The sequence below is a fragment of the Pontimicrobium sp. MEBiC06410 genome, assembly GCF_053601615.1.
In genome coordinates this window covers 1-326 of sequence record NZ_JBSHNT010000089.1, presented here as the reverse complement: position 1 = coordinate 326, position 326 = coordinate 1, and the positions used below count along the sequence as shown (strand labels likewise).

Genomic DNA, 326 nt, shown 5'->3' with positions numbered 1-326 from the left:
TCATCGGCTTCATCTATGGCATCATCCGTGATTGGAATCACTACATCGACACTCGTGCTTCCTGCTGGAATGGTCACGGTTGTTGTCGTTACGGTGTAATCGCTTGTCCCGGCTGTGCCTGTTGTCGTGACAATATCTACTACAACGTCTGTTGAACTTACGGTATCTATGCTTACTGGAACGGTTACTGTGCCAGCGCCTTCGTTGACTGTTGCGTCAGCTATTGTTACTGTTGGCGCATTGTCGTTATCGGTGATCGTTACTGTTCCGCTTGGGTCCGTGTTTGCTGTGTTTCCGCTGGTTACTGTGCCATCGACGGTAAAGGT

Annotated in this window: 1 pseudogene; it reads right to left on the bottom strand. The window is 49.7% G+C overall.

Annotation, left to right across the window (positions count from 1 at the left end):
* Positions 1-326, bottom strand: a pseudogene (locus ACVC08_RS00605) (hypothetical protein); the annotation flags it as partial.